Raw genomic sequence first — 21,013 nt, 5'->3', positions numbered from 1 at the left:
TAATTATTATATGTATTTTACAGTGTGAAAGAGATAGACGAAGTAAAAATCCAATCCAGCTTTGCTGACAGCAGGATTGGATTTTTTTGTAGCTAGCAAATACTTCACTAGACAATAATATTATAAGGAATTGCTAGATAAGACGTTAAAGTAACGTGCATCCGGATGGGCAAATACCATTGCTGAAACAGATGCCTCAGGCTCCATCATACATTCTTCGGACAAGGTAATTCCAATATCTTCTGGTGATAATAAGCTGAACAATTTTTTCTGATCTTCCAATTCCGGGCAAGCTGGATATCCAAATGAAAATCTTTGTCCTTGATATTTTGCTGTAAAGCGATCCTTCATTGTAAAAGTTGCCGGGTCAGGAAATCCCCATCTATCTCTAATCTGTCGATGAATTAATTCTGCTAACCCCTCAGCTGTTTCTAGCGCAAGGGATTGAAGGGCATGGGATTCAAGAAATCTTCCATTTCGTTTAAGCTGTTCTGCTGCTTCCCGTATACCAGTACCAGCTGTCACAGCAAAAAATGCAACATAGTCCATCACTCCACTATCGACTGGTTTTAGATAGTCCGCTAGGCATAAAAATGGTTCTCTTTCTTGTCTTGGAAAATCAAAGGTTTCGATTTTTTTCGTATTGTCTTTTGGATCATAGATATAGATCTTGTTGCCATCTGATTGAGCAGGGAAAAAGCGATAAACCGCTTTTGGCAGAATCCAATTATTTTGTTCAGCTTCTATTAACAATTGTTCAATCATATTATTTAATTGGACGGCTTTATCATCTTTATTTTCTAGTAAAACATCAATTTTTCCTTTAACTCCTAAATGGTGACCTAGGAGCATTTGTTTATTAATATATGGTTTAATATGACCGGTCGTATAATTCGTTAATAAATGTCTTTTTGTATCCTGCGGCACAAAGACGGGAGCATCTAGGTTAACAGTTTTTCTTTTAATCCCTGTGATAACAGGTTTTGTGTATTCTTTTACTGGACTAGCTGAAAGTAATTGTTTTTTCTTTTCGTGTTCCTGTTTAAGCAAATCGAATTCGTCTTTATTAGTCAGCTGATTTGCAAGAGATAGGCCATTCATTGCATCTTTTGCATATAATACTAATCCATCATATTCACGCGAAATTTTTGTGTCGGTAAATTTTCTTGATAATGCTGCTCCCCCTACTAAGATAGGAACTTCTATGCCAGCTTGTTTCATATCTGCAGCTGTCAGTACCATCTGTTGTGCCGATTTTACAAGTAAACCAGACAAGCCAACAATATTTGGTTGTTCCTTTTTAATAGCAGCAACTAAATCTGCTGGGGGAACTTTGATGCCGAGATCGATGACTTCATAGCCGTTATTAGAGAGAATGATATCAACGAGATTTTTGCCGATATCATGAACATCTCCTTTAACAGTTGCTAAAATAACTTTGCCTTTAGTAGATGCGGAAACATTTTTGTCCATATATCCTTCTAAAAAAGAAACGGCCGTTTTCATCACTTCTGCACTTTGCAGCACTTCTGCGACAATTAGCTGATTATCATTAAATAAGCGGCCAACTTCCTTCATTCCATCCATAAGAGGACCATTTATAATATCTAGTGGGGCACTATATGTAGTAAGTGCAATAGCTAAATCAGCTATTAATCCTTCTTTTGTTCCTTCCACAACATAGTAAGCTAACCGTTCATCTAACGTTAAATTTTCAAGTGAATTGATCTTTTCTTTTTTCTTATCTCGATAGAAGTCTGTGAAAATAGCCAGCGTTTCATCTGTTGTTTCAAATAAAAGTTTTTCAGCCAATTCAATTTCTTCTTTACTTATGGACGCAAATCTTTCCAATTTTTCTGTATTAACGATTGCGTAGTCAAGGCCAGCTTGTGTGCAGTGATAAAGAAAGACACTATTTAATATTTCTCGACCGACAGGAGGGAGACCAAAGGAAACATTGCTTATTCCAAGAATAGTTTGGACGTCTGGGCATGCTTGCTTTATTTGTTTAATTCCTTCTACCGTCGCTAATGCTGAGCCGATGTACTGTTCATCTCCCGTTCCTACAGGAAAGACAAGGGGATCAAATATTATATCTTGACCATTAATGTTATATTTTTTTGTTAACAGATCATAGGATCGCTTGGCTATTTGTAGTTTTTTCTCTACAGTAACTCCCATGCCATCTTCATCAATAGTTCCGACAACAACAGCTGCTCCATACTTATGGATGAGAGGAGCGATAGCTTGAAATCTTTCTTCGCCATCCTCCAGGTTAATACTATTGATGATTGCTTTTCCTTGTGAGTAGGAGAGTGCCTTTTCAATTACTTGTTCATCAGTAGAATCAATTACAAGGGGAACCTTGACTTTTTTTACAACTTCTTCCATGAAAAGCTCCATGTCTTGTAATTCATCTCTATCAGGATCTGCTAAGCAAATATCGATAACATGGGCTCCGCCTTTGACTTGAGCTCTAGCAATTTCTGCTGCTTCTTCATATTTCCCTTCTTTTATCAGCCTTTTAAATTTCCTTGAACCAATAACATTCGTTCGTTCCCCAACCATAATTGGTCTTAATGTAGGATCATCATAAATAAAGGGCTCAATTCCAGAAACCATGTGAAAATTAGTTTCTGCAACATTTCGCGGGGAGATGTCTTTCATTTTTTCGGCGATTGCTCGAATATGCTCAGGTGTAGTACCACAGCAGCCCCCAACAATATTAAGCCAGCCCTCTTCTGCGAATCCACCAAGTTTATTGGCAAGAGAGGAGGCTGTTTCGTGGTAGTTTCCTTCTTCATCAGGCAAGCCAGCATTTGGATAACAGCTAACAGCAAACTTAGACAGACTTGAAAGTGAGCGAATATGATCCTGCATAAACTCAGGACCTGTTGCACAATTTAGGCCAATGGCAATAGGACGCATATGTTCTATAGAAATGTAAAATGCTTCGATCGACTGTCCGGCAAGAGTAGTCCCCATTGGTTCAATCGTTCCAGAAATCATTAGTGGTAGTTCTTTTCCTGTTTTTGCAAATGCTTGTTTAATGCCTAAAAATCCAGCTTTAACATTCAGCATATCCTGACTTGTTTCCAGAAGGAGGAGATCAACACCTCCGTCGATTAATCCTAATGCTTGCTCTTCGTATGAAGAAATGAGTTCTTCAAATGTAGTGCCGCCAGTAACACTTAATGTTTTCGTTGTTGGGCCCATTGCACCTGCAATAAATCTTGGCCAATCAGCTGTAGAATATTTGTTTGCTGCTTCTCTAGCAAGTTTCGCTGCTTTAACATTTAATTGGTAAGCAATATGCCCTAGATGATATTCATCCAGGACAATTTTAGTTGCACCAAATGTATTGGTTTCAATAATATCTGCTCCGGCATGGAGGTAAGATTCATGAATTTTCGTAATAATATCTGGTCTTGTTAGATTAAGATTTTCATTGCATCCTTCTAATTCTTCTCCACCAAAATCGGCTGCCGTTAAGTTCTCTCGCTGGAGCATTGTTCCCATTGCACCATCCATAATGATAATTTTTCGTTTAAGTTGTTCAGCTAATGAAGTTTGTTGCATCAGTTGTCCTCCTAAGTGCCGCAGTTCGTAATTTCGTATAGCGAGCTAATTCCACAGAAAGCTCATAACGTAAAAAGGGTGTTATTAAGTAAATACCGTTAAAATAATTAGCTGCAGTGTCGATTAAAGATTTGGTGATTTTGAGACCTTCCTGTGCTGCTTGTTCTGGATTGTCTTTAAATTGTGCCATGGTGCGCCGTATGGAGTCATCTATTTTTATGCCAGGAACCTCGTTGTGTAAAAACTCCGCATTGTTACTGCTTGTTAAGGGCATTAAACCGATATAGATAGGAATATCAATGTGTTTTGTTGCTTCATAAAGTTCAATTATTTTTTGTTCGGAATAAATAGGCTGGGTTATAATGTAATCAGCACCGCATGCTACTTTTTTCTCTAACCGCTTTACTGCTTTTTCCACTTGACGAACATTTGGATTAAATGCAGCTGAAACCGAAAATGTCGTTTTTTGTCCGAGATTTTTGCCAGAGAAGGAGAGACCTTCATTTAATTGCTTAATCATCGAAATTAAGTCAAAGGAAGTCATATCATAAACAGAAGAAGCACCTGGAAAATCCCCAACACGAGCTGGATCTCCTGTAATGGCTAGGACATCATGAATTCCTAATGTATGTAATCCCATTAAATGAGACTGTAAACCAATTATATTGCGATCCCGGCAAGCAATATGAACAAGGGGACGAAGCCCAATGTTTTGCTTTACTAATGTACCAATTGCTGTATTGGAAATACGGGCAGATGCTAAACTGTTATCCGCAAGTGTTAAAGCATCAATTCCTTCTTCTTTTAGTTTTTTAGCACCTTCAAAGAATCGAGTCGTATCTAGTTTTCTTGGAGGATCTAATTCTACAATAACAGAAGCTCTTGTTTTTACAATCTCCTCCAAAGGGGTGTAATCCCTAGGGGGAGAGGAATGATGAAATATAGCATCCACAGCAGTCTTATTAGTTGCAACTGTTTTTTCTGTGATAGGGGAGGCTTCCTTTAACACCTTTGCGAAATTTCTGATATGTTCAGGTGTTGTTCCACAGCAGCCGCCTAAAAGACGAACGCCTTGCTTTCTAAATTCTTCGGCTGATTTTTGGAAATATTCCGCATTATCTTTATATTCGAATTTTCCGTCAATATAACTCGGCAAACTAGCATTGGGATAGGCAGATAAGTAGGCATTTTTAGGTAATGGTATTTGTTCAAGTGAAGCAATCATATGGTGTGGTCCTAATCTGCAATTCAACCCAATAACATCAGCACCTAAATTTTCTAATCTATCGAAAGCAGAAGCAAGGGATATTTGGTTTTGTAAAATCCCTATTTCGTGTATGGAAAGCTGGGCAATGACTGGAATATCTGTTTCTTTTTTAGTAATTTGCAGTACTGTTTCGAGTTCTTCCAAATCATAAAATGTTTCTAAAAGAATCCCGTCGACATCTTCTAATAACAAACAGTATAGCTGTTCACGAAAACTACGCTTCAGTTCTTCTAAACTAATTGCTTGGGGCTTCACGCCTCTATTTCCACCAATCGTTCCTAATATATTTACATTTTTATTTTCCACAGCTTTTTTGGCAATTTTCACGGCTGCGCTATTTATTTCCTTTACGTTATCTTCTAAACCATATCTTTGTAATTTTAAATAGTTGGCAGCATATGTATTAGTTTGAATTATATCTGCGCCGGCATGGATATATGCTTGATGTACCTGTTCAATCTGTTCATGGTGAGAAAGATTTAAAGATTCAAAGCAAGTATCTTTTCCATAAGAATAGAGGAGGGTGCCCATAGCACCATCACCAATTAAAATTTCATTTTTTAGTCTATCAAGAAAATTCATTGTAATCCTCCAGTTAAATATAATGTAACTCTGCGGTCTTTTTTAGAGCTGTATCAACATCATTGATTAAATCTAATGGATTCTCTAATCCAACAGATAAGCGTAGAAGGGAATCTGTAATTCCACGTTCAGATCTAGCTAAAGGATCCATTGCAGCATGAGACATTTTTGCTGGATAAGAAAGAATCGATTCAACCGCACCAAGACTAACGGCGAATACAGGAAGTTTGACATTCTCTACAAAAGTACGCATTGCCTCTTCTGAATATAACTCAAAGGAGAAAACTGCTCCTGGATTTAGCGCTTGTTTTCTTTGGATCGCATATTGTGGATGATCTTCAAAACCTGGATAATGCACTTTTTTTATTAATGGGTGGTTTTGCAAATGCTCAGCGATCATTCTTGCACCTTCACTTGAATGCTTCATCCGAACATGTAATGTCTTTATTCCTCTAAGGAGCAGCCAGCAATCCTGTACGCCGAGAACTGCGCCAAACGAATTTTGTAAATAACCAATTTGCTTTGCCAGCTCTGCATCTTTAACTACTGCTACTCCAGCAATTACATCGCTATGGCCAGATAAGAACTTAGTAGCGCTATGAAGCACAACATCTGCACCTAGTGTTAATGGTTTTTGTAAGGCTGGTGTTAAAAAGGTATTATCCACGAAAGTAAGTGCATTGTATTTTTTGGCAAGTAAGCTAATTGCTTCAATATCGGTTACTTTTAATAAAGGATTGGAAGGAGTTTCTACATAAAAGACTTTTGTGTTTGGCAATACAGCTGCTGCAACTTCTTCTAGATTGGTCATATCTACAAAGGTATGATCGATTCCAAATCGATTTAATACGGTCGTCACCATACGATATGTTCCACCATAAACATCTTCCGAAATAACGACATGATCTCCTTGCGATAATAATAGAAATGCTGTTGAAATAGCAGCCATTCCTGAAGAGAAGGCAAAGCCGTGTGTTCCTTCTTCTAATTCTGCCACAACTTCTTCTAATGCTTCTCTTGTTGGATTTAAGCTTCGGCTATAGTCGTATTTTCCGAATTCATCAATATCTTTTTGGTGAAAGGTGGAAGCGTGCTGAATTGGCACGCTGACAGCTCCTGTTTCTGGATCGAATTTATGTTTATTATGAAGTAATTTTGTTTCAAATGTATATGATGTACTCATATTGTTACCTCCTGTGCAATTCCCTTTGCAATAGAAAAGGCTTTATCTAGATCTTTGATTAAATCATTTGCGTTTTCAATACCAACTGAAAAACGTAATAGTCGATTATCGACACCAGTTTCTAATCTGACTTCAAGTGGAATATCTGCATGAGTTTGAGTGGCAGGATATGTAATAAAACTTTCCACCCCTCCAAGACTTTCGGCAAATGAGATTAACGTTAAGTTTTGCAAAAATGGATTAACCCAAGATTCGCTTTGGATTCTAAACGAGATCATTCCGCCACGACCAGGATAGAGGACATCTACAACAGCGTCATGTTCTTGCAGAAAAGTAGAGAGTATTTTCGCGTTCTCTTCATGTTTTTCCATTCTTAACGCCAGTGTCTTCATTCCTCTCATCAATAGCCACGAATCAAAGGGACTTAAAACAGCTCCAGCTGAATTATGGTGTAAGGCAAGCTCATTACAAAGCTCTTCTCCCTTTGCAACAATAAGACCAGCGAGAACGTCATTATGTCCACCTAAATATTTTGTTGCACTGTGGATAACGATATCAGCACCTAAACGAATCGGCTGTTGGATAATAGGAGTATAAAAAGTATTGTCAACAATAAGCAGAATATTGTGTTCTTTTGCGATGGAAGCAATCACAGAAATATCCGTCTGTTCCATTAAAGGATTCGTAGGAGTTTCAAGGAAGATTGCTTTTGTTTTTGGGGAAATCGCCGCACGCACAGCATCAGTATCTGAGGTATTAACGTACGTACATCGAAGACCCCATTTTTTATACCCTTGTTCTAATAGACGGTATGTACCGCCATATAAATCTTTAGAAATAATCCATTCATCTCCGCTTTGGAAAAGGGAAAGAATTGTTTGAATTGCTGCCATTCCGGAACTACATGCAAAGCCGCGGTCTCCTTCTTCTAATTCAGCAATTGCATTTTCTAAAATTTGACGAGTAGGATTTCCTGTTCGTGTATAATCATAGCCAGTTGATTCTCCAATTCCTGTATGACGATAAGCTGTTGAAAAATAAACAGGCGGATTAACTGACCCAGTAGTTGTTTCACTTCTATTACCAATTTGCGCTAACTTCGTTTCTAAACTATACATTCTATAACTCTCCTATTCTCATATTGTGGATTTTTTATGTAATTAAAACAAACCAAGAAAAGATAAAGAAAAATGACATGAAAAAAGCCTTCTTCGTTATAAGAAGAAGACTTTGGATACTAATGGTCATTCTTCTTATCTTTCAAGCATTTGCTTGATGGAATTAGCACCTTTTCAGTATATAGGATACTGAAGGTTGCTGAGGTTTCGTCGGGCCATTCCCTCTACCTCTCTTGATAAGAATTACGTATGTAATTGACTATTAATTTACTATATATTTCGCTTATTGGCAAGAATTATTTTGTTATTTCTGAAAAGAAACTATATTCTTTCTATTGTAATATATCATCATATTTCTTCAATAAGCTGGTATACATCTACATCTAACTCGTGTTCTGGATTTGTTTTTGTATAGATAGTTGCTTTCTTTGTTTTTTCATTTACATTCTGGATAATAATCTTTTCTCCTTGATAACTAACATCCACAATATCTGCAGCATTCATAATTTCAATCGCACGCCCAATATTCATCGATCTACCTCCTAAACTTACAAACCATTGTTCATGGAAATGGCTATCTACATGAACGCTTCCTTTCGTATGAATGAACCATATCTGTTGTCAGGACTTACAATAATTAGAAAGGTTTCTAATTTTATAATGGCTAATTCCATCAATTATATTCTTTATTTTTTCTTCTCATCAAATTTTAATGTTTCTTTCATGCTTTTTTACAAAAAGAGGTATACCATAAGTTTTATTCACATTAGCACATTAGAAAAGTTTTTTAATTTATTAAATTAACTAGAAATGTGCTTTCAATATAGTTATTAATGGGTAATAGAGGAATGACCTCGATACTTTTAAGCGAAAGTTTAATTCAAAGGAGAGATGAAACATGCAATTTCTTCGCATTGCAATGATTGTATTTAGTTCTTTAACAGCAGCATCATTATTCGGATTTCAATTTGTAGAAATGGCACATGCTATTATGGATTCAATGTTTTCGAAGCAAAATTAAAGATTACGGGGTATTTTTTGTATATCAAGCTTCTAACATGATAAAATAATCATATATTTAGGCAAGTTAAAGCAGTTTTGTTGAAATTTCCTTTCATAATAAATCAAATTTCAACATGCCGCTTGTAACATTGCCTATGTTAAATAGAGAGCGTGGTATAATGAAAAAAATTTTGATTATAGAAGACGAAAAAAATTTATCGAGATTTATCGAGTTGGAATTAACATATGAAGGGTATAAAACAGAAGTCTGCTCAGATGGTAGGAGCGGTCTTCATAAAGCATTAGAGGAAGAGTGGGATATTATCTTATTAGATTTAATGCTGCCTGAATTAAATGGCATTGAGGTATGCAGAAGACTCCGTCAAACAAAAAACACCCCAATATTAATGATAACTGCACGGGATAGCGTTTTAGATCGAGTTTCTGGATTAGATAGTGGCGCAGACGATTATTTGGTTAAGCCATTTGCGATTGAAGAACTTCTTGCTAGATTACGTGCATTATTTCGCCGAGTAGAGCCACAAACAAATACTTCCAATCAAATTATGACAAAGTTGACTTATAAAGATATTACTCTGGAGGTGGAATCACATATCGCCAAAAAAGGAGATGAGATTCTGTCCTTAACCAAACGAGAGTATGATTTGCTTTATATGTTCATGACCAATATTAATATTGTCTTATCAAGAGATATATTATTAGAAAAAATCTGGGGTTATGAATCAGAAGTAGAAACAAACGTAATCGATGTATATGTTAGGTATTTAAGGAATAAGCTTGATCCATCTGGACAAGAAGTATATATCGAAACGGTCAGAGGAATAGGATATGTGATGAGATGAAATGGATAAAAAAAATATCTCTTTTACCTTGGAAATGGAAATTAACACTTGGGTTATCCTTTAGTATTTTTTTAACTTATTCTATTTTTTCCTTTTTTGAATTTCATACTGTTTCTTCTTGGTTATTAAATCAGGAAGAAACAGATGTAAAACAAGCGATGAACCAAGTTGTTAAACAATTGAGTTTGCAAGAAAAGAATCCTACAGACGAAGAAATCGCCGCAAATGTCGCTTTATTAGAAAAACTTAATAATAATAACCAACTAATTCGTATTTTAGATGAAAATGGACAAGCCATCCTTGCAGATATGAATGGAGATTTCCCGATTATTGAGCCCAATCAAATATATAATGATGAACAGTTTCATTATATTTCAATTGGAGATCAGAATTCACTAGTTTATAGTAAGGAAATTAAGACAAAAGCATTTAATGGCAGAGTAGAAATTATTCGTTCTCTGGAATCCTTAGATAAAGTACGAGAACACTTATGGTTTGCAATGACAATGTTTGCAATTGCTGCACTCATTATCAGCGCCCTTATTGGTTATTTTATTTCCTATTTATTATTACGACCAGTTAATTCGATGACAAAAACAATGAAAAAAATAAAAAACAGTGGATTCAAGGAAAGGATGCCAGTCTATCCTCAAAAGGACGAAATTGCTGATTTATCTCTTATTTTCAATGAGATGATGGATGTGATTGAACAATCCTTTCAGCAGCAAAAACAATTTATTGAAGACGCTTCCCATGAATTGAGGACCCCGGTTTCTGTCTTAGAGGGTCATCTTTCCATGCTAAATAGATGGGGGAAGAATAATGAAGATATATTAGAAGAGTCACTGCAAACATCAACTGAAGAAGTTGCTCGTCTAAAAAAACTAATTATCAGTTTATTAGACTTATCCAAATTAGAGCAAAATAGAATGGATGCAGAATTAACTCCTGAGAGGGTAAAGTGGATTTTTGAGCATACTATTCGTGATTTTGTGATGCTCCATGACGATTTTACATTCGAGATAAAACTTGACTCTCTCCATCTTTATGAGGTATCTGAGCAACATTTGCAGCAAATAACGACTATATTACTTGATAATGCGGTCAAATATTCTGTACATGAAAAAAATATTTTTCTGCATACGTATGAAAAAGACAACCATTTTATCCTTGAAATTATCGATCATGGAATTGGAATACCTAAAGAAGATCTTGAAAAAGTATTTGACCGGTTTTATCGAGTGGATAAAGCTAGGAGTAGAGAACAGGGTGGAACAGGACTTGGATTAGCCATTGCAAAGCAAATTGTTAGTTTATATAATGGGACAATTGAAATTAAAAGTAAGGTTGGTCAAGGAACAAAAGTAATTGTTCGCTTTAAAATATAGTTATCATCAAAGAAAAAGAGGAAGAAGGGCAGGGAGCAGAATATTAGCATCCTGTAATTTCTTTCGAATTATTCCTATTATGAGCAACTAATAAAGCCAGACAAACAGAGGAAACCATGTTTGTCTGGCTTTTTTTTCGGGTTAACTATGTTTCACTCTTTTTTGCTTTGTCATGTAAAACTTTATGCTGCATATGATTACTACTAAGATTGTTTTTTTTTCTGAAGATAGGGCCGATAAAAAATATTTTTAATTTTTTTACCATAAAAATGTGTAAAACTTTTGAAGCTGTTATTAAACCATGATAGAATAGAAATGTAAACGTTTTAAAAAATGTTTTTTCACTAGAAAGTGTAAAGCGCAATAACAAAGGGAAGATAAAAAATGATAATAAAAGTGGTGGAGGGAAATTTTCATGGAGAAGCCATCTGATGGTACAGTCTCATACCAACCAAGATTTTATGGGCCGAACTTAGGGCTCGTAATGGAGCTTTATGAGAAATACGTTCAAGATCCAAATTCAGTTGATGAAGAAATGAAAAGGCATTTTGATCAATGGGGTCCCCCAATTGATAATCAAACAAAAACTAGCACGAATCATTTATCTCTACAGTCCGAAGTTCAAGTTGAAAAAATTATTGCAGCAGTAACATTAGTGAATAAGATAAGAGCATATGGACATTTAGCGGCTGATATTTATCCTTTAAAGGATCATAAGAGAGAGTATGAGTTATTTGATTTAGCTCGTTTTGATTTAACGAAAGAAGATTTAGAAAAAATTCCAGCTCGTTTAATTTGTCCAGATGCTCCTAATCATATAATAAATGGCTATGAAGCGGTTCAATATTTAAAAGAGATTTATACAAAGACCATTGCATTTGAATACTATCATGTTAATGATATTAAAGAAAAAAACTGGCTACAGTCTAAAGTAGAGTCAGGAAGCTTAAAACCCGCCTGTCATAAAGAGTTAAAAAGAAAGCTTTTAAAAAGGGTAATAGAAGTTGAAGAATTCGAAAATTTTTTACATAGAACATATGTCGGTCAAAAGAGATTTTCGATTGAAGGTCTCGATACAATGGTACCAATGATAGATAAGATTATATCTGAATCAGTATTAAATGGTGCTCAAAATATTAATATAGGAATGGCGCATAGAGGTCGATTAAATGTGTTAGCCCATGTATTAGAGAAGCCTTATGAAATGATATTTGCAGAATTTCAGCATGCTCCTAATAAACAGTTAGTACCATCAGAAGGATCAATCGGTATTAGCTTTGGCTGGACTGGGGATGTAAAATACCATTTAGGCTTGGATCGACAAATTAAATCAAATAATGTTTCAAATGTCCGGCTCACTCTTGCAAACAATCCAAGTCATCTGGAGTTTGTAGGTGCAGTAGTAGAAGGATTTACAAGAGCTTCACAGGATGATAGAACAAAACCTGGCTTTCCAGCGGAAGATTCTAATAAATCACTAGCTATTTTAATCCACGGAGATGCAGCTTTTCCTGGGCAAGGAATTGTTTCTGAGACTTTAAATTTAACAGGGTTAAAGGGTTATCGAACAGGTGGAACAATTCATATTATCGCTAATAACACAATTGGATTTACAACAGAATCTAGTGATTCGAGATCTACTAGATATGCTAGTGATCTTGCAAAGGGATTTGAGATTCCTATTATTCACGTGAATGCAGATGACCCAGAAGCTTGTATAAAAGCTGCAAAACTAGCTATCGAATATAGAGAGAAGTTTAAGAAGGACTTTTTAATCGATTTAATTGGTTATAGAAGATATGGTCACAATGAAATGGATGAACCAATGACGACAAATCCATTAATGTACAAGTTAATTCACGAACATCCAACCATTACAAAGCTGTACGGTGAAAAGCTAGTTGCCGAAAATGTGATAAATGAAGAAGATATTCAAGCGTTGAAAGAAGAGGTTACAAGAAAACTTAAAGAAGCACATGATAGAGTACCAAAGAAAAATGAAGATCCGGATATTACCAACCCACCTAATTCGGTGGAGCGTCAATTGCCGAAAGTTAAAACATCTGTTCCAATTGAGCAATTAAAACAAATAAATAGTGAGTTACTTTCCTATCCTTCTCAATTTCAAGTTTTTGATAAATTAGGAAAAGTTTTAAAGCGGAGAAATGATGCTCTAGAAGGGGAAGGGAAAATTGATTGGTCTTTAGCGGAAACATTGGCTTTTTCAACGATTTTAGAAGACGGTACACCAATCAGACTTTCAGGGCAGGATTCTGAACGTGGTACATTTGCTCATCGTAATATTATTTTACATGACTATGTAACAGGGAAGCAGTATTCACCTTTGCATACCTTATCTAAAGCGAAAGCGTCATTTGCTGTTCATAACAGTCCGTTATCGGAAGGTTCTGTACTAGGATTTGAGTACGGTTACAATGTTCATGCTCCTGAAACACTTGTATTATGGGAAGCGCAATTTGGTGATTTTGCTAATGCAGCACAAGTAATGTTTGATCAATTCATTGCAGCTGGCAGAGCTAAATGGGGACAGAAATCTGGTTTAGTAATGCTTTTACCACATGGATATGAAGGTCAGGGACCAGAACATTCCAGTGCAAGATTGGAGCGATTCTTAATCTTAGCAGCTGAAAATAACTGGACGGTTGCAAATTTATCATCATCTGCACAATACTTTCATATTTTAAGAAGACAGGCAGCAATTCTAAATAAAGAAGAAGTACGACCTTTAGTTATTATGACACCAAAGAGCTTGCTGCGTAATGCTGATGTTGCTTCTAACGGACTAGAATTTAGTGAAGGTGCGTTTCATTCTGTTTTAGAAGTAGATAACACAGGACAAAATGACAATGCTGTTACGCGATTAGTTCTTTCTACCGGTAAAATTTCCATTGACTTATATCAAGCACATAAAAAGCTTGAAAATGCAGAAGCAATCCACCTTGCAAGAGTTGAAGAAATTTACCCTTTCCCAGAAGAGAGGCTAACTGAAATTATTCAACGCTACCCAAATTTAAAAGAGGTAGTATGGGTTCAAGAGGAGCCAAAGAATATGGGAGCATGGAGCTTTATGGAGCCAAGAATTAGAAAACTAATTTCCGATTCTATTTCCTTACAATATGTCGGTAGAAGAAGAAGATCTAGTCCTGCTGAAGGGGATCCAATTGTTCATCGAAAAGATCAAGCAAGAATCGTAAATGAAGCATTGACTATGGAATGAATTGAGGGGGAAAATTAAAATGGCAGAGATTAAGGTACCAGAATTAGCTGAATCAATTACCGAAGGAACTGTAGCCCAATGGTTAAAGAAAACAGGGGAATATGTGGAAAAGGGCGACTATATTGTTGAATTGGAAACAGATAAAGTAAATGTGGAAATTATTTCTGAGGAAAGTGGAATCATTAAAGAATTAAAAGCAAATGAAGGAGATACGGTTCAAGTCGGAGAAACAATTGCTATAGTCAGCGCAGAAGGAGCTCCTGAAGAACCACAGGCAGTAGAAGAAAAAAAAGCTGAAAAGATTGAAACAGAAGCTCAAACTACAGAGGAGCCAAAGGAACAAAAAGAAGAACAAGTTAATAAACAACATCCTATTGCTTCACCAGCTGCTCGCAAGCTGGCAAGAGAGAGAGGAATCGATTTAACAGCAGTCCAAACGAATGATCCATTAGGAAGAGTAAGAGCGCAAGATGTTGCAGCACATGATCAAAAGGCGGCTGCATCAGTTTCAGCACAATCAGTACAAACACCGAAAGTTGAAAAGGCAGCACCTGCTGTAGAATCAGATAATCGAGTGGAAAGAGTGAGAATGACAAGAAGAAGACAAACAATCGCTAATCGATTATTAGAGGTTAAACAAAATACTGCAATGCTAACTACTTTTAATGAAGTTGATATGACTAATATTATGGCCTTAAGAAATCGTAGAAAAGATGCATTTCAAAAAGAGAATGATGTGAAGCTTGGCTTTATGTCTTTCTTTACTAAAGCTGTCGTAGCAGCTCTAAAGAAAGCGCCATTATTAAATGCAGAAATCCAAGGTGACCAAATTGTCTTAAAAAAATACTATGATATCGGTATTGCTGTATCAACAGATGAAGGGCTTGTTGTACCAGTCTTAAGAGACGCTGACCGGAAAAACTTCGCTGAAATAGAAAGTGAAATTTTAGACTTTGCAAGTAAAGCAAGAAGTAATAAACTATCATTAAGCGATTTACAGGGTGGGACATTTACTATTACAAACGGCGGTGTTTTTGGATCTTTGTTATCTACTCCAATTCTTAACGGACCACAGGTCGGTATACTTGGAATGCATAAAATCCAGCTGCGTCCTGTGGCAATCGATGCTGAGAGAATGGAAAATAGACCAATGATGTATTTGGCTCTGTCTTATGATCACCGCATCATTGATGGAAAAGAAGCAGTTACATTCCTAGCAAGAATAAAAGATCTACTAGAAGATCCTGAGTCGCTATTGTTTGAGGCTTAATTACTTCGCTAAATATAGATACAGGGAGTTTCTATTATCGGGAACTCCCTGTATCTTTTTATAATAGAATAGTATTTGAAATCGTACAAAAAGTGTTGATTTGAACCAATTTCAAAGGAATTTTTCTGGATGCAAAGCACAGTACAAATCCTTTATCTACGGGTCTTTGCTAAAAGAATAATATATCATTACATGGTAGGAATCTATCAATATCTGACAGATGATGCTCGGGTACATAAAAAATTATTTGATGGAAACATCAATTATCGATTTTCAATATTGATGATCAAAAACAAGTGTATTGAGAATTATACGTGTACCACGTATAGATTTACTGATTTTAGAAGAATTTGAAGACTATTACCCAAGTGGTAATAATAATTTATGTAAACGAAAGATCGTTACTGTTCATCAAGAAGAAAAAACTCGGAAGTATTTACCTGTATTTTCCATAAATCGATAAGGCTCAAAAAGGAAATCACAGGAGGAAGAAGGAAAGTATACCAAGATAGAAATTAAATAAAATGTTACATTAATATAATAATTATTTTGGTTTAAGAGGTAGTTTTCCTGTGGTATAGAATACTAACTACATCATAGAAGGAAGGTCATAATATGTATATTCAAGAACATAAAAACATTTATGTCATCAAATATAATCATACATTCTATTATGCAATGGATTTCAAACGCATGGATTGGATTAATGGCATATGCTACATGACTTTTTTACAAGTAGACACAGGAAAATGGTTTACATTTGAAAGAAATAGGATTAAGTGGATGGAAAAGGAACAACAGAATTTAGTTTCATAACAGAACCTGTTGCACTATGTATCGGTTTCCCTTTATACTAGGATAGTACTAGATGAAAGGAGCAATAAAATGATACATGAAAACTGGGAAAAGAAACCATCTGTTAAAAAAGTAAAATGTATACATACAGATGCAAACAAATACATTGTTAATAGAGTGTTAACAGTAGGAAAAGAGTATGAAGTAAAGAATGAGACAGAGGAATTTTACTTTGTTGTAGATAACTCTGGTAAAGTTGGCGGTTTTTACAAAGATTATTTTCAAACAATATAAGAAAGATAAGATGTCTTTTATGATAGAAAAGCTATGAGGTTTATAGGAATGAAATGATAGAAAGAATTCCTTTGAAAATCATACCTATTCTTTTCATTAGACATCTTTTTTGTATCATAATCCTGAATTGATTTTATTAAATAAAGGAATGAATAATTATGAGTTATATATTTGTTGGTATTGGCGGGGTGATAGGGAGCATTTTGCGATTTATTGTAGGTCAAATTCCTTTTGACTATGATTTTCCCCTGCAAACATTGGGAATTAATATTGCTGGTTCCTTTATATTAGGCTGGTTTACCAGCGCCATTATAAAAAAACAAAAGTTAAAATCAGAATATACTGCAGCCATTGGAACAGGCATGATTGGTTCTTTTACTACTTTATCAACACTCAGTCTGGATACTGTTCAATTGCTAATTGCAGGTAGTCCTGTGCCCGCTATTAGTTATGTTGTTGGTAGTGCCGTATTTGGAATTAGTTTTGCGTATTTAGGAATGAAAATTGGAGAAAGAAAATGGAGTAAATCAAATGGTTAGTAATCTTTTGTTAATTGGAGTTGGCGGTTTTATTGGCGCTATTTCTCGTTATTTTTTTATAAATGAACTAAAAAAAATAATGGCATCGTCTATCCCTATTCCGACCATGATTGTCAATATAATCGGATCGTTTCTACTAGGATTAATTGTAGGAATGGGTGTGAATGTCAATGCCTATTTTATTTTAGCAATTGGTTTTTTAGGAGCATTTACAACATTCTCTACTTTTGCTGTTGAGGCAGTAACATTATGTCGAGAAAAGAGAAGAATGGGGTTATATATATATATATTAGGGACATTCTTAGGGGGAATTTTATTCTGTTTTGCAGGGTGGAACGTTGGTCTCCATTTATAAAAGAAACATTTATTATCTAAAAAAAGGACAAATTTCACGCGTGGCTTAATGCTTTATCACGTAAAATTTGTCCTTTATTCTTATTTATCTGCCGCTATCTTTTTATTATTAGGTTGGGGCGGATATAGCTTTCTGCCGATTAAAGATTGGAAGATAAGGAAAGTTCCACCGACTGTCCAATATAGTGGTAGAGCTGCTGGAGCATTTAAAGACACTATTACAATCATAATAGGAGAAATCAATCCTATTTTACTCATTTGCTTTTGTTGTTCTTGTGTCATGGTACTTTGCGATACTCTAAATTGTAAATAATAAACAATACCTGCTAACGCGGTTAGAATTAAATCTGACTGTCCTAAATTAAACCATAAAAAGGAGTGGCTAGCTATTTCTTGAGAACCACGTATTGCATAATAGAATCCCATTAAAATCGGCATTTGAATCAGCATTGGTAAACATCCAATATTAAGTGGGTTAATATTATTTTTTTTGTAAAGATCCATCATTTCCATTTGCAGTTTTTGCTGTTCTTTTTGATCTTTAGTGGCCTTAATCTTTTTCTGAATTGCTTCCATTTCAGGTTTAATTGTATCCATTTTTGATTTCATTAATTGTTGTTTTTTATATTGCTTCAGCATTAAAGGCATTAAGACAAGTCGAATTACTAAAGTGATCAGAATAATCGCAAGGCCGTAGCTTCCAGCAAATACATCTGCTGTTCCGTGAATAATTGCCGTAAAAGGCTCAACAAATATTTTATGGAAAAACCCATCATTATTTCCACTTGCTGATGAGGAACAAGCACTCAGTAGAATAGTTGATAAACCTAATAGCATGATTAGTAATGTATTTTTTGATAATATTTTCATTGTAATTCCTCCAAATTGTTAATTAAATACTAGCTAACAAAGGAGGTAATTGGTTTCTCAGGATCATCATGGGAACTCTCTATTCTTTTACGGATATTTTTAACAATCCAGTGCAAAATAGGAGTATTATATTTTTGAACATTCATATTTATTGTTGTGATAGAAACATCTAATGACAACTTTTCATCCGTTGCAAAGAATTCTTGCTGAACCGTTGTCTTAATGTTCCAATCCCATAAATATTTCAGTACTAGACCTACTAAAAATGTATAGTAAACCGTTTGATAACTGGGAAAAAACGTTAAGTCTAATAATAAATCAATCATTTATACACCTCATTATTAGTGAACAAATAAAATTATATCTAAACTAGTGTGGAAAAGCAATTAACAACTAGGGATAAAGGTCAATATTACAGATAATAAGGATATTTTATGACATTTTTAAATGTTGAATGATAAAACATAGTTCCCTTCTAGAGAAACAATTTGAATAAAATCAGGAAGAATTAAGTATTTACAATAGGAAAAAATAAAATGAATGGTATAATAAAGGATAGTTTAAATATAAATCAAGGTGTTTTCTTATAGGATGTTTTTAATAAGTTCTGTAGAAATTAAGGGGGGATTTAATGAAAGCTCTAATTAATATTGATTACACTTTTGACTTCGTGGAGGGCAATTTACCATGTGGTGAACCAGGCATTGCCATTGAGAATGAAATAGTCAACATTACGAAGAATTTTATCGATAATGATGATTTAACCGTGTTTGCAATTGATTTGCATACATTAAATGATCCATATCATCCAGAGTCAAAGCTTTTTCCACCTCATAATATTGCTGGCACAAGAGGAAGAGATTTATATGGAACACTTCAAAAAACTTATGAAGATCACAAAGATTTAACCAATGTGTATTGGATGGATAAAACTAGATACAGTGCTTTTGCAGGCACTGATTTACATATAAAATTGCAAGAGAGATCCATTAAAGATATTTATCTAGTTGGCGTTTGTACAGATATATGTGTGCTGCATACTGCTGTAGATGCTTATAATCTTGGTTATAATATTCATATATATGAAAATGCCGTTGCTTCATTTAATGAAATCGGCCATCAGTGGGCATTGGAACATTTTAAAAATGTACTAGGGGCTACTATCCTTTAGTCGTTTAGGGGTTGCAGGAGGACTATAATGAGTTTTAATTTTAAAGATGACAGTTTAATGTTACATACGGACTTATATCAAATTAATATGGCTGAAACATACTGGGAGGATGGCATTGCTGAAAAGAATGCTGTTTTTGAAGTATATTTTAGAAAATTGCCTTTTAATAATGGCTACGCTGTTTTCGCTGGTTTAGAACGAGTGATTCAATACCTAGAGAATCTGCAATTTTCTGAAGGGGATATTGAATACTTAAGACAAGAAGGGTTTAAGGAAGATTTCCTAGCTTATTTGAAAGATCTCCGTTTTACTGGAAGTCTAAGGTCAGCAGCAGAAGGAGAAGTGGTTTTTGCAAATGAACCTTTAATGAGAATTGAAGCACCACTTGCCCAAGCACAAATTGTTGAAACAGCTATCTTAAATATTGTGAATTACCAAACATTAATTGCAACAAAAGCTTCTAGAATTAAAAATGTAATTGGTGATGGAATCGTAATGGAGTTTGGAAGCAGACGTGCACATGAACTTGATGCAGCATTATGGGGGACAAGAGCTGCTTTTATCGGTGGCTTTAATTCCACCTCAAATGTCAGAGCAGGTAAATTATTCGGTATTCCGATTTCTGGAACGCATGCCCATTCCATGATTCAAGCCTATCATGATGAGTATATAGCTTTTCATAAATACGCACGAAGACATAAGGATTGCGTATTTTTAGTAGACACATATGATACTTTGCGTTCTGGAGTTCCTAATGCTATTCGCGTTGCAAAGGAATTAGGCGATAGCATAAATTTCCGAGGGATTCGACTGGATAGCGGTGATTTAGCTTATTTATCAAAAGAAGCAAGAAAAATGCTAGATGAAGCCGGCTTCTATGATACTAAAATTGTTGCAAGCAATGATCTAGATGAATACACGATTATTAACTTAAAAGCACAAGGCGCAAAAATAGATATTTGGGGAATTGGAACCAAATTAATTACAGCATATGATCAGCCAGCACTTGGCGGCGTATATAAGCTCGTTTCTATTGAAGATAAAGAAGGCAATATGCAAGATACGATTAAAATTAGCGGAAATCCAGAAAAAGTGACTACTCCTGGATTAAAAAGGGTATATCGAATTATAAATGATATAAATGGCAAATCTGAAGGGGATTATATCTGTTTAGAATCCGAACATCCTGAAAACGAAGAACGCTTAAAAATGTTTCATCCAACCCACACGTATATCAGCAAATTCGTGACTAATTTTACTGCAGTAGATATCCATCAAGATATTTTTAAGGATGGTAAGTTAATATATGCAACCCCAGATATCGTCAGCATTCAAAAGTATTCAGAGCAAAGTTTAGAAATACTTTGGGATGAATATAAGCGTTCCTTAAATCCTGAGGAATATCCTGTAGATTTAAGCCCTTTATGCTGGGAAAATAAAATGAGTCATATAGAAAAGGTAAAAGTAACAATTCAAAAACGCAAATGAGGAGGAAAAAGC

At 35.1% G+C, this 21,013-nt stretch carries 18 protein-coding genes and 1 riboswitch; of the genes, 11 read left to right on the top strand and 7 right to left on the bottom strand.

What is annotated here, in order from left to right; all coding sequences use genetic code 11:
* Positions 1-120: 120 nt before the first annotated feature.
* The 5 genes from metH to BCI01S_RS12115 form a co-directional block, all read right to left on the bottom strand.
* On the bottom strand, positions 121-3,579 hold the full coding sequence (metH, locus tag BCI01S_RS12135; RefSeq protein WP_061798890.1) for a methionine synthase: 3,459 nt from the start codon (positions 3,577-3,579) through the stop codon (positions 121-123).
* Positions 3,557-5,428, bottom strand: a complete 1,872-nt coding sequence (locus BCI01S_RS12130; protein ID WP_047943531.1) for a bifunctional homocysteine S-methyltransferase/methylenetetrahydrofolate reductase — start codon at positions 5,426-5,428, stop codon at positions 3,557-3,559. The genes metH and BCI01S_RS12130 overlap by 23 nt, the downstream gene beginning before the upstream one ends.
* Before the next feature lie 13 nt (positions 5,429-5,441).
* Positions 5,442-6,611 carry a cystathionine beta-lyase gene (gene metC, locus BCI01S_RS12125; RefSeq protein WP_061798888.1) on the bottom strand — a complete coding sequence of 390 codons (1,170 nt, stop codon included), beginning with the start codon at positions 6,609-6,611 and terminating at the stop codon, positions 5,442-5,444.
* Positions 6,608-7,729: a methionine biosynthesis PLP-dependent protein gene (locus BCI01S_RS12120; RefSeq protein ID WP_061798886.1), complete on the bottom strand. Its 1,122-nt coding sequence runs from the start codon at positions 7,727-7,729 to the stop codon at positions 6,608-6,610. Before BCI01S_RS12120 ends, metC begins: the two co-directional genes overlap by 4 nt.
* A gap of 132 nt (positions 7,730-7,861) precedes the next feature.
* Positions 7,862-7,972: riboswitch (SAM riboswitch) on the bottom strand.
* Positions 7,973-8,077: 105 nt separating this feature from the next.
* Positions 8,078-8,260, bottom strand: a complete 183-nt coding sequence (locus BCI01S_RS12115) for an H-type small acid-soluble spore protein (RefSeq protein WP_061798884.1) — start codon at positions 8,258-8,260, stop codon at positions 8,078-8,080.
* A gap of 367 nt (positions 8,261-8,627) precedes the next feature.
* On the opposite strand from BCI01S_RS12115, the gene BCI01S_RS26205 reads away from it, so the two are divergent.
* The 9 genes from BCI01S_RS26205 to crcB all read left to right on the top strand — a co-directional run bounded on the left by BCI01S_RS26205 (position 8,628) and on the right by crcB (position 17,473).
* Positions 8,628-8,750 (top strand): hypothetical protein, encoded by a 123-nt coding sequence (locus BCI01S_RS26205; protein WP_268874830.1) that lies wholly within the window; start codon positions 8,628-8,630, stop codon positions 8,748-8,750.
* Between the two features lie 160 nt (positions 8,751-8,910).
* Positions 8,911-9,594: a response regulator transcription factor gene (locus BCI01S_RS12110; RefSeq protein WP_061798882.1), complete on the top strand. Its 684-nt coding sequence runs from the start codon at positions 8,911-8,913 to the stop codon at positions 9,592-9,594.
* Positions 9,591-10,982 (top strand): HAMP domain-containing sensor histidine kinase, encoded by a 1,392-nt coding sequence (locus BCI01S_RS12105; protein ID WP_061798880.1) that lies wholly within the window; start codon positions 9,591-9,593, stop codon positions 10,980-10,982. The genes BCI01S_RS12110 and BCI01S_RS12105 overlap by 4 nt, the downstream gene beginning before the upstream one ends.
* A 415-nt stretch (positions 10,983-11,397) precedes the next feature.
* Entirely contained in the window at positions 11,398-14,220 is a 2,823-nt protein-coding gene (locus BCI01S_RS12100) for a 2-oxoglutarate dehydrogenase E1 component (RefSeq protein ID WP_061798878.1), read from the top strand.
* A gap of 19 nt (positions 14,221-14,239) precedes the next feature.
* Complete coding sequence (gene odhB / locus BCI01S_RS12095; protein ID WP_061798876.1) at positions 14,240-15,490, top strand: 2-oxoglutarate dehydrogenase complex dihydrolipoyllysine-residue succinyltransferase; 1,251 nt, start codon at positions 14,240-14,242, stop codon at positions 15,488-15,490.
* 615 nt (positions 15,491-16,105) lie between these two features.
* On the top strand, positions 16,106-16,306 hold the full coding sequence (locus BCI01S_RS12090) for a hypothetical protein (protein ID WP_047943397.1): 201 nt from the start codon (positions 16,106-16,108) through the stop codon (positions 16,304-16,306).
* 69 nt (positions 16,307-16,375) lie between these two features.
* Entirely contained in the window at positions 16,376-16,579 is a 204-nt protein-coding gene (locus BCI01S_RS12085; RefSeq protein ID WP_047943398.1) for a DUF6501 family protein, read from the top strand.
* Positions 16,580-16,737: 158 nt separating this feature from the next.
* Positions 16,738-17,118 (top strand): fluoride efflux transporter FluC, encoded by a 381-nt coding sequence (locus BCI01S_RS12080; RefSeq protein ID WP_061798874.1) that lies wholly within the window; start codon positions 16,738-16,740, stop codon positions 17,116-17,118.
* Entirely contained in the window at positions 17,111-17,473 is a 363-nt protein-coding gene (gene crcB, locus BCI01S_RS12075) for a fluoride efflux transporter CrcB (RefSeq protein ID WP_061798872.1), read from the top strand. The genes BCI01S_RS12080 and crcB overlap by 8 nt, the downstream gene beginning before the upstream one ends.
* 80 nt (positions 17,474-17,553) lie before the next feature.
* Here crcB and yidC read toward each other — a convergent pair whose 3' ends face one another.
* Complete coding sequence (yidC, locus tag BCI01S_RS12070) at positions 17,554-18,342, bottom strand: membrane protein insertase YidC (RefSeq protein WP_061798870.1); 789 nt, start codon at positions 18,340-18,342, stop codon at positions 17,554-17,556.
* Between the two features lie 29 nt (positions 18,343-18,371).
* The gene (locus tag BCI01S_RS12065) at positions 18,372-18,668 is read right to left on the bottom strand and encodes a hypothetical protein (RefSeq protein WP_061798868.1); all 297 of its coding nucleotides are present in this window, start codon (positions 18,666-18,668) and stop codon (positions 18,372-18,374) included.
* Between the two features lie 305 nt (positions 18,669-18,973).
* Here BCI01S_RS12065 and BCI01S_RS12060 point away from each other — a divergent pair, with 305 nt between their 5' ends.
* Both BCI01S_RS12060 and BCI01S_RS12055 read left to right on the top strand, forming a co-directional pair.
* Complete coding sequence (locus BCI01S_RS12060) at positions 18,974-19,513, top strand: cysteine hydrolase family protein (protein ID WP_047943402.1); 540 nt, start codon at positions 18,974-18,976, stop codon at positions 19,511-19,513.
* A 27-nt stretch (positions 19,514-19,540) separates the two neighbouring features.
* Positions 19,541-21,001, top strand: a complete 1,461-nt coding sequence (locus tag BCI01S_RS12055; protein ID WP_061798866.1) for a nicotinate phosphoribosyltransferase — start codon at positions 19,541-19,543, stop codon at positions 20,999-21,001.
* Positions 21,002-21,013: the final 12 nt, after the last annotated feature.

The sequence above is a fragment of the Niallia circulans NBRC 13626 genome, assembly GCF_001591585.1.
Lineage (GTDB): Bacteria > Bacillota > Bacilli > Bacillales > Cytobacillaceae > Niallia > Niallia circulans.
The sequence above is the reverse complement of the archived record's forward strand: the minus strand, read 5'-3'. Positions and strand labels throughout refer to the sequence as shown.